The organism is Streptomyces sp. URMC 127, assembly GCF_051386535.1.
In the GTDB taxonomy this organism is placed as follows: Bacteria; Actinomycetota; Actinomycetes; order Streptomycetales; family Streptomycetaceae; genus Streptomyces.
This window is the reverse complement of record NZ_JBPQTW010000261.1, coordinates 1-8525: the sequence shown is the minus strand read 5'-3', so window position 1 is coordinate 8525 and position 8525 is coordinate 1. Positions and strand designations below refer to the sequence as shown.

Here is an 8525-nt window from a genome sequence, read left to right as displayed (position 1 = left end):
GCAGCAGGACAGCGCCGACGCCTCGGGCGAGGCCTCGACGGGAAACGGGACGAACACCTCATGCTCCATAGCTACGGAGCCTACCCACCGGGCCCCTCACCAGGGCCTCTCCGGACGGATTTTCGTTGAACCGGCCCGGTGCCGGCCGCCGGCGATCCGGACAGCCCCGCCGGTTTGTCAGTCGCCGACGGTGAAGCGCTCGCCGATGTGGTTGGCCTCCTCGATCTCGTCGACGAGGGCCACCGCGTAGTCCTCGGCGGAGATCCGCGACTTGCCGTTGCCGTCCACGACGAGGTCGTCCAGGGCGGTGCGGTACGTGCCCGTGCGCTCGCCCGGCTCGATGAGGCCGGCGGGGCTGAGGTTGGTCCAGCGCACGTCGGTGACGGTGCGGTAGAAGTCGAGGGCGTCGCCGTGGGCGTGCATGATCTGCAGCAGGAACTCGGGGAGTCCCTCCGCGTCCCAGACCTGCTTGCCGTCCGGGGTGCGCAGCGAGCCGGCACCGCCGACCGTGATCAGCCGCGGGGCCTTCTCGCCGAGCGCGCGCACGCCGGCCACCAGGGACTCGGCGGCGGGCTTGATGGTCGCGATGTGGCCGGGGCCGTCGCCGCCGCCGACCGCGCTGACCACGACGTCCTGGCCCTCGGCGACGGCCGTGACCGACTGCGGGTCGAGGACGTCACCGGTGACGACCGTCAGGTTCTCGTGCTTCTCGGTGAGCTTGCCGGGGTCGCGGACGACGGCCGTGACCTGGTGGCCGCGGTTCAGGGCCTCGCGCAGGACGCGGCTGCCGATGGTGCCGGTGGCGCCGAAGAGGGCGATCTTCGCCATGGGGGTTCTTCTCCTCAGAAGTGCGGTGCTGAAGTGGGTGATCACTCAAGTGATCAGTGGTGGGCGATCAGTCCTGTCGTGAAGCGGGACTGATCAGTGCTGGTCGAGGGCGCGGGTGAGCATCCGCGCGGTGGTCGTCGGGCCGCCGAGCCGCCGCAGCCCGCCGGGCGTGTGCAGCAGCAGCGTCGGGAAGCTGTCGACGCCCAGCCGCCGGACCTCGCGGAACTCCGCCTCCGCCGCGCGCCGCGTGGCCGGGTCGGCGAAGGCCGCGACAGCCGCGGCGGCGTCCACGCCGCCGAGCCCGGAGGCGACCGCCCGCACCGTCTCCGGGTCGGACAGGCTCCGCCCGTCCACGTACCAGGCGCGCTGCAGTGCACCCGCGAACTCCAGTGTCCGCTCGGGAGCCTGCGCGCGCAGCGCGGCGAGGGCCGTCGCGGCGGCGGCCGAATCCAGGACGGCCGTGCCCTCGGCGACCGCCCGGCCATAGCCGGGGCCGAAGACCGCGCCGGTCAGCTCGCCGATGCGGGCGTCCGACTGCGGGATGTACGGGTACGCGGAGACCGGCTGGGCCCGCGGGCCGGTGAACAGCCCGCCGCTGAGCACCGTGAGCTCGATGCGGTCGGCATTCGCCGCCGCGAATTCCCGGATGGTGGGGCCGAAGCCGTAGCACCAGCCGCAGTAGGCGTCGAAGGCGTAGGTGAGCCGGTGCCGGGCGGTGTGTTTCTGCGGTGGTGCCATGTCTTTTCCTTGCCGCGCTGTCTTGTGCGTTACGACCACGCTAAAGGCGTTTTCCGCCCATAAACAGGTAAGCTCGCGCCTCACCATGGTGAAAAAACGACACGGCGCGGGCGAGGCCGCCGCCGGCATCATCGATCTCGCCTACCAGGCCCCGCCCGGCACGCCCGCCGGCGTCGAGGTGATGCCGGTGGCCGAGCTGCGCAGCCGCGCCCCGGAGGGGCTGCTGGTCAGCCCGCAGCGGCTGGACTTCCACCAGATCGTCGCCGTCCGCTCCGGCGCCTGCCCGCACACCGTCGACTTCACCGGCCACTGGCTCGACGAGGGCTCGGTGCTGTGGGTGCGCCCCGGGCAGGTGCAGCAGTTCGGCGACCCGGAGGCCATCGAGGGCACGGTGATCCTCGTGCAGCCGGGCTTCCTGCCGTCCGGCAGCCCCGTCGCCGCCGTGGCGGACGACCCGTTCCGGCCGGTGGTGTGGCAGCCGGCCGGCCAGGACCGGGAGGCCGTCTTCTGCGCGGTGGGCCACCTGGAGGCGGACTTCCGTACGGGAACGGGCCTGCCGGCCGACGTGCACGCCGACATCCTGCGCCACCTGCTGTCGGTGCTGGTGCTGCGGCTCGCGCACCTCACCGCGCCCGTCGGCAGCAGGGTGCCCGCGCCCGGCGACGCCTTCCTGCGCTTCCGGGCGGCCGTCGAGCGGGACTTCGCCACCAGCCACCGGGTCGCCGACTACGCCCGCGCGCTCGGCTACTCCTCGCGGACGCTGTCGCGCGCGGCCTCGGCCGCGGCGGGCGTGGGCGCCAAGGAGTTCATCGACCGGCGGGTGATGCTGGAGGCCAAGCGGCTGCTCGCGCACAGCGGCCTGTCCGCGGCGCGGATCGCGCACCGGATCGGCTTCGACGACGCGGCGAACTTCTCCAAGTTCTTCCAGCACCGGGAGGGTTGCTCACCGGGCGCCTTCCGGGCGCGCCTGCAGCAGGGGCCCGCGCAGAACGGCAGCGCTCACTCCGCATAGCGCGGATGCATCAGCGTCGACGGCAGCAGCCCCGGCTCCCGGCTGTCCTCCGCCTCCCGCTCCGCCGCCGCGAGCCGGCCACCGGTGAGGGAGAGCAGGCAGGGCCGCACCCGGGGCAGCCCCAGCGGCAGCCGCTCCCGCGAGACGAGCAGGAAACTCCAGTCCGCACGGCGGCCGCTGCGCACCGGGACCCGGTCCGGACCGCCCGGGGAGCCGCTGCTGTCCACCCTGTACGGCGTGGAGTGCAGGCCGAGCGAACGGACGGTGGCGTCGACCGTCCAGAAGACGTGCGGGCGGGCCCCGAGCGCGCCCGCGTGGATCGCGAGCCGCCCGCCGGGCGCCAGCCGCCGCTCCACCAGGCCGTAGAACTCCTGCGAATAGAACTTGGTGCTCGTGGTGATGCCGGGATCGGGGAGGTCGGAGATCACCACGTCGAACGGGGCCCCGGCGGAGGAGCGGGAGCGCAGCCAGTCGAAGGGGTCGGCCGTCACCGGCCGGACGCGCGGGTCGCGGAAGGCGCCGTGGTTGAGGGCGGCCAGGTCGGGGTCCGTACGGGCCAGGCGCAGCACGGCCGCGTCCACGTCGACGACGGTGACCGAGGAGACGTCGGCGTAGCGGAGGAGCTCGCGGACGGCGAGGCCGTCGCCGCCGCCGAGGACGAGGATCCTGCGGTGCGGGCCGTCCATCGCGGGGTGGACGAGGGCTTCGTGGTAGCGGTACTCGTCGTCGCCGTTGACCCGGAGGCGGCCGTCGAGGAAGAGGGAGAGCGGCTTGCCGCTGCCGCCGCCGCCCGTGAGGACGACCTCCTGGACGTCGGACTGGACGGCCACGCGGACGTCGTCGCCGTAGACGGCGTGGCGGGCGGCCCGTTCGAAGGGCCCGCTGAGGGCGGAGCAGGTGGCGAGGAGGGCGAGGACGAGACCGTTGGCGGCTATGAGGAGCCGACGGGTGCGGACCGAGAGGTCGCCGCGGAAGAGCCACAGGACGAGCGCGCCGCCGGCGACGGCGTTGACCGCGCCGGTCAGCAGGGCGCCCGTCAGCTGGCCGAGCACGGGCAGCAGGAGGAAGGGGAAGGCGAGGCCGCCGACGAGGGCGCCCACGTAGTCGGCGGCGAAGAGGTCGGCCACGGCGCCGCCCGCGTCCTGGCGGCGGATGCGCTGGATGAGCGTCATCAGCAGGGGCACTTCGGCGCCGATCAGCACGCCGATGGCGAGGGAGAAGCCGACCAGCGCCGGCCGCGACTGGCCGAACCAGGCGAAGCACGCGTAGAGCGCCATGGCCGACGAGCCGCCTATGAGCGCGAGTAACGCCTCGACCACGGCGAAGCCCAGGGCGGCGCGCCCGCGCAGCCGCTTGGCGAGGAGCGAGCCGATGCCCATCGCGAAGACCATGACGGACAGCACGACGGACGCCTGGGTGACGGAGTCGCCGATGAGATACGAGGCGAGGGCGACCAGCTCCAGCTCGTACACCAGCCCGCAGGCGGCGCAGATGAAGACGGTGGTCAGCACGACGAGGCGGCCGAGCCCGGCCGGTACGGGCAGCCGCGCCGGTACCGGGCGGTAGATCATGTTGGGAACGCTACGTCACGAAACGGCAACCCTTTGTCACCCACAAGGGTTTATTACGAGAGGGCGGCCGCCGTCCGCGCCCCGACTCTCGTGCGGGTGGCGACCAGCCGCCCCTCCTGGGGGTAGGCGTGCCAGGTGCGCCAGCTGACCTGGCCGTCGCACCGCTGGGCGAGCAGGGCGGTGAAGGCGTGCGGGCTGCCCGGGAAGGTGCCGGCCAGGCCGTAGGGGTGCTCGGCGACCAGGGCGAGGAGCTCCTGCGCGCGGCCCGCGAAGGAGCCGTGCGAGAGCGTCTCTATCCGGGCCGCGAACTCGTACTCCCAGGCGCCGATGCGCTTGGCGACCCCCAGCGGCAGCGGGGTGGCGCTGCCCGGCAGGCAGGCGACGGTCTCCGAGCAGACGCCGCCGCCCTCCTCCAGCAGCACCTGGTGCGAGGCGCCGAGCAGGCGCAGCTGGACCTGGGAGCCGTCGAGCTGGAGGTCGAGGACGGCCAGCGCGGGCAGCGGGTCCTTGCCCAGGCACCAGGCGAGGTCGGCGGCGCGGGTGTCGGTGTAGGTGGTCTTGAGGGTGGTGAGCATGGGTCGGCTCCGCAAGCAGGCAGTGGAGGGTGGGCCGGCCCGCCGGGGAGGACCAGGGTCTTCGGCTGCACGAGCTGAGGACGGGAGGTCTTCGAGTGCGCCGGCTCATGCCCACATATGAGCTGTTTCCGTGGGTCCGGGGACGTCCGGGGACAGTGATTACCGGATTCCCCGGAGCCTTAATGAGAGGGAATCATGAATGAGCAGCGCCCACAGCGTTTTTACCCATCTCATCGTGCTTTCCATCCACGCGAGGGCCGGACAGTTCAACTGTTCAGAATCTTTGCGGACCGGCGGCGGGCCCGGCGCGCGCCCGATAGCGCGTCCGATAGCGCACCCGGCGGGCCGGTGGAACCCGCCGGGCGCATATGCGAGCAAGCGCGATCAAGCGCGGGACGTCCGCAAATCCCCGTCAGGCGGCGTTCATCAGCTTCTCCACCGCCGAAATCACGGACTCTTCACGCTTGCAGAACGAGAAACGCACGAGATACGACGGCGCATCGGGGCGCAGATTGAAGGCGGCCGTCGGAATGGCCACCACCCCGGCGCGCGACGGGAGTTCGCGGCAGAATCGCACGCCGTCCGCGTACCCCCACGCGCGGATGTCCGCCTGGAGGAAATACCCCGCCTCCGCGCGATAGGGGCGCAGACCGGCGCCCGCGAGCCCCCGGCTCAGCAGGTCGCGGTTGCGCTGCAGCGCGCTCCGCAGCTCCCCCGCCCACTCCTCCACGCCGTCCAGCATCCGCGCGAGCGCCTCCTGATACGGCGTGCCCGAGGCGTAGGTGAGGAACTGCTTCGCGGCCGCGACCGCCCGCACGAGCCGGGCGGGCCCGCACACCCAGCCGACCTTCCAGCCGGTCACGTTGAACGTCTTGCCTGCCGACGAGATGGTCAGCGTACGCTCGCGCATGCCGTCCAGCGCCGCGATCGTCGCGTGCTGCCCGCCGTCGTAGACGAGGTGCTCGTACACCTCGTCCGTCACCACCGTCAGTCCGTGCTCCTCGCACAGCGCCGCGATCACCGCGAGCTCCTGCGGCGTGAAGACCTTGCCCGTCGGATTGTGCGGGCTGTTGAGCATCAGCACGCGCGTGCGCGGGGTGACGGCGGCCCGCAGCGCGTCCGCGTCGAGCACGAAGGCGTCGCCGTCCTCGGCGAGCGGCACGCCGACCACGCGCGCGCCGGCGAACCGGGCGCCCGCCGGATAGGCGTCGTAGCAGGGGTCGAAGGCCAGCACCTCGTCGCCCGGGTCGCACAGCGCGAGCAGCGCCGCGGCGAGGGCCTCGGTCGCGCCGGTCGTCACCAGCACCTCGTCCTGCGGGTCGTACGCGAGCCCGTAGCGCCGCAACTGGTGCGCGGCGACCGCCTCGCGCAGCGCGGGGAAGCCGGCGGCCGGCGGGTACTGGTTGCTGCCCGCGAGGACCGCCGCCGAGACCTCCTTCAGCAGCCCGGGCGGAGCGCTCAGTTCCGGCACGCCCTGGCCGAGGTTGACCGCGCCCGTGCGCCGGGCGAGCTCCGTCATCTCCGTGAAGACCGAGGTACCGAGGCCCTGCACGCGGGCGGCGGGGCTCCACTCCTGGTTCCGGCTGGTCCGGCTGTTGCGGCGATCGTTCATGCGATCCCTCTTCCGGTTCGGTTTCTGAGGCTGCCTCACCCTAGGCAGGCCCGCACGCGCGGACACAGCACACCGTCCGTCGCGCACTCCGCAGACACTCCGCAGTGCCCGCCGAGCGGGTGGAAGGCGCACCGCTTACGGGCGCTCCCGCTCGCGCGCGCGAGACGGGCGCCGCAAGGTCGAAGGTGCAGTCGAGGCGCCGTCACGGGTGCCGAGAGGATGCCGGAGGTCCCCCGTGTCAGCCGACACCGCCGTGCCCGTCCGGGCGCCGGAGCCGCGCCCCGCGTCCGGCAGCGCCCGCGTCCGCCGCGTCGAGCGGGCCCGGGCCGCCCTGCGCCGGGCCGCACCCGCCCTCGCCTTCTACGCGGCGGCCCGGCTGACCGGCATGGCGACGATGGCCGCCTGGGCCTGGTGGATCGGCCGCCACCCGCGCACGCTGCTCGGCCACTCCTGGGACGGCATCTGGTACGCGGGGATCGCCCGGCACGGCTACGGCCGGGTGCTGCCCTCGCCGACGACACGCGGGGTCGTCTTCAACGACCTGGCGTTCTTCCCGCTCTACCCCGGCCTCGTGCACGCCGTCTCCACCGTCACGCCGCTGACCGTCGTCAGCTCCGGCCTCGTCGTCGCCTGGCTGTCCGCCGGAGCCTCCGCCTGGGGCATCTACGCGCTCGGGGAACGGGTCTTCGGGCATATTTACGGGCAGGCGTACGGGCGCAGGGCGGCGACGCTGCTCGTGGTGCTGTGGGGGCTGCTTCCGCACGCGATCGTGCAGACCATGGCCTACACCGAGCCGCTGATGACCGCGCTCGCGGCGTGGGCCCTGTACGCGCTGGTCACCGGCCGCCCGCTGTGGGCCGGAGCGCTCTGCCTGCTCGCCGGCCTGTCCCGGCCGAACGCGGTCGCCGTCGCCGCGGCCGTCGTCTGCTCCTGCGGGCTGCTGCTGTGGCGCGACCGGGGCGCGCGCGGCAACTGGCGGGTGTGGGCGGGCGCGGCCCTCGCCCCGCTGGGCTGGACCGGCTACGTCGTCTGGGCCGGATACCGCTCCGGCGGCGGCCCGCTCGGCTACTTCGAGGTGCAGCGGCTGTGGGGCTCCCGGTTCGACTTCGGGAGGGACGCGCTGCGGTTCGTGCGGCACCTGATCGTCGGGCGGGACGCGATGGCGTACTACGTGACGGTCGCGATCATCGCCGTCGCGCTCGTCTCGCTGGCCCTCCTGGCCCTGGAGCGGCCCCGGCCGCCGGCGGCGCTGCTCGTGTACGCGGTCGTGCTCGTCGTCATCGCGGTCGGCGGGTCGAGCTACTTCGCCTCGAAACCGCGGTTCCTGCTCCCGGCCTTCCCGCTGCTGGCACCGGCGGCCCTTGCCCTGGCCCGCGCGCGCCCTCGCACGCTCGTGACGACGGTGGGGGCGTTGGCGGGGTTGTCGTTCTTCTACGGAACGTATCTGCTGACCGTGGCCCGCATGCCGATGTAGGTGGCGGGCGTCGCCGGCGACGGCGGGTCCGGCACCGCCGGGGCACGCCGGTGGGGGTGGCGCGCCGCGGCGGCGGACATTCTTGCCTGTCGGCAAGACAGCGTGGGGGGCGCCCCTGGCCTTCCAGGGGCGCCGCTCCTGGCCCTCTTGCCGCAGGCAAGGACTATCCGCCGCCGCGGCGCTCAGCCACCGCGGCGCGGCCCGGCGGTGCCGAACCGTGCGGCGTTACGCCTCGTCGTCCGGCTTCTGGTCGTCGCCGGACTCCGCGTCCGCCTCCAGGCCCAGCTGCTCCACGAGCCACTTGTCGAACTCGATGGACGCCCGCACCCAGCTGACCGTGCTGGAGACGAAGTGCTCCAGCGACACGCCGACGCCGATCAGCATCTGCGCCTCGCCGATCAGGCGGACCGTGCCGTCGTCGTTCGTGTGGGTGTAGACCTTCGGCCACAGCGTGCGGCGGTTCCAGTCGTCGATGGCCTCCAGCAGGCGGGCCTTCTCGTCGATGGCGTGCGGGCGGTCGTAGAACGTCCGCACGGAGAAGACCTGCTGCTCCTCCTCGCCGCGGAACATGAAGTACGTGCGGAACTGCTCCCACGGGGCGGCGAGGTCGCCCTCGTCGTCCACGACGTACTTCAGCTCCATCTGGTCGAGGAGCTGCTTGACCAGGTCCTGGTCGGGGATGACGGGGCCGGTCGGGCCCGCCTCAGGCTGCGGC

At 73.2% G+C, this 8525-nt stretch carries 8 protein-coding genes; 2 read left to right on the top strand and 6 right to left on the bottom strand.

All coding sequences use genetic code 11. The annotated features are described in order from the left end of the window. Nucleotides 1-177: 177 nt before the first annotated feature. Together ACSNOH_RS31200 and ACSNOH_RS31195 are read right to left on the bottom strand one after the other, a co-directional pair. The gene (locus ACSNOH_RS31200) at nt 178-828 is read right to left on the bottom strand and encodes an NAD(P)-dependent oxidoreductase (RefSeq protein ID WP_436724807.1); all 651 of its coding nucleotides are present in this window, start codon (nt 826-828) and stop codon (nt 178-180) included. A 93-nt stretch (nt 829-921) separates the two neighbouring features. Further along, nucleotides 922-1566, bottom strand: a complete 645-nt coding sequence (locus ACSNOH_RS31195) for a DsbA family protein (RefSeq protein ID WP_436724806.1) — start codon at nt 1564-1566, stop codon at nt 922-924. Between the two features lie 85 nt (nt 1567-1651). Between ACSNOH_RS31195 and ACSNOH_RS31190 the strand changes: the two genes are divergently transcribed. Beyond that, nucleotides 1652-2578 carry a helix-turn-helix domain-containing protein gene (locus tag ACSNOH_RS31190; RefSeq protein WP_436724805.1) on the top strand — a complete coding sequence of 309 codons (927 nt, stop codon included), beginning with the start codon at nt 1652-1654 and terminating at the stop codon, nt 2576-2578. Here ACSNOH_RS31190 and ACSNOH_RS31185 read toward each other — a convergent pair. The 3 genes from ACSNOH_RS31185 to ACSNOH_RS31175 all read right to left on the bottom strand — a co-directional run bounded on the left by ACSNOH_RS31185 (nt 2566) and on the right by ACSNOH_RS31175 (nt 6336). Then, nucleotides 2566-4149 carry a polyamine aminopropyltransferase gene (locus ACSNOH_RS31185; protein WP_436724804.1) on the bottom strand — a complete coding sequence of 528 codons (1584 nt, stop codon included), beginning with the start codon at nt 4147-4149 and terminating at the stop codon, nt 2566-2568. The genes ACSNOH_RS31190 and ACSNOH_RS31185 overlap by 13 nt on opposite strands. Before the next feature lie 53 nt (nt 4150-4202). After that, the gene (locus ACSNOH_RS31180) at nt 4203-4724 is read right to left on the bottom strand and encodes a DUF2617 family protein (RefSeq protein ID WP_436724803.1); all 522 of its coding nucleotides are present in this window, start codon (nt 4722-4724) and stop codon (nt 4203-4205) included. A gap of 412 nt (nt 4725-5136) precedes the next feature. Next, nucleotides 5137-6336, bottom strand: coding sequence for an aminotransferase class I/II-fold pyridoxal phosphate-dependent enzyme (locus ACSNOH_RS31175; protein WP_436724802.1), 1200 nt, complete (start codon nt 6334-6336; stop codon nt 5137-5139). Between the two features lie 235 nt (nt 6337-6571). On the opposite strand from ACSNOH_RS31175, the gene ACSNOH_RS31170 reads away from it, so the two are divergent. Continuing rightward, complete coding sequence (locus tag ACSNOH_RS31170; protein WP_436724801.1) at nt 6572-7810, top strand: hypothetical protein; 1239 nt, start codon at nt 6572-6574, stop codon at nt 7808-7810. Between the two features lie 225 nt (nt 7811-8035). On the opposite strand, the gene ACSNOH_RS31165 is transcribed toward ACSNOH_RS31170, so the two are convergent. Further along, nucleotides 8036-8525: YbjN domain-containing protein (locus tag ACSNOH_RS31165; RefSeq protein WP_436724800.1), on the bottom strand; the 490-nt coding region annotated here is incomplete at its 5' end.

Excerpts from the sequence above, each read along its gene's own strand:
- ACSNOH_RS31200 (WP_436724807.1), bottom strand. The coding sequence starts at position 828 with ATGGCGAAGATCGCCCTCTTCGGCGCCACCGGCACCATCGGCAGCCGC.
- ACSNOH_RS31195 (WP_436724806.1), bottom strand. The coding sequence starts at position 1,566 with ATGGCACCACCGCAGAAACACACCGCCCGGCACCGGCTCACCTACGCC.
- ACSNOH_RS31190 (WP_436724805.1), top strand. The coding sequence starts at position 1,652 with ATGGTGAAAAAACGACACGGCGCGGGCGAGGCCGCCGCCGGCATCATC.
- ACSNOH_RS31185 (WP_436724804.1), bottom strand. The coding sequence starts at position 4,149 with ATGATCTACCGCCCGGTACCGGCGCGGCTGCCCGTACCGGCCGGGCTC.
- ACSNOH_RS31180 (WP_436724803.1), bottom strand. The coding sequence starts at position 4,724 with ATGCTCACCACCCTCAAGACCACCTACACCGACACCCGCGCCGCCGAC.
- ACSNOH_RS31175 (WP_436724802.1), bottom strand. The coding sequence starts at position 6,336 with ATGAACGATCGCCGCAACAGCCGGACCAGCCGGAACCAGGAGTGGAGC.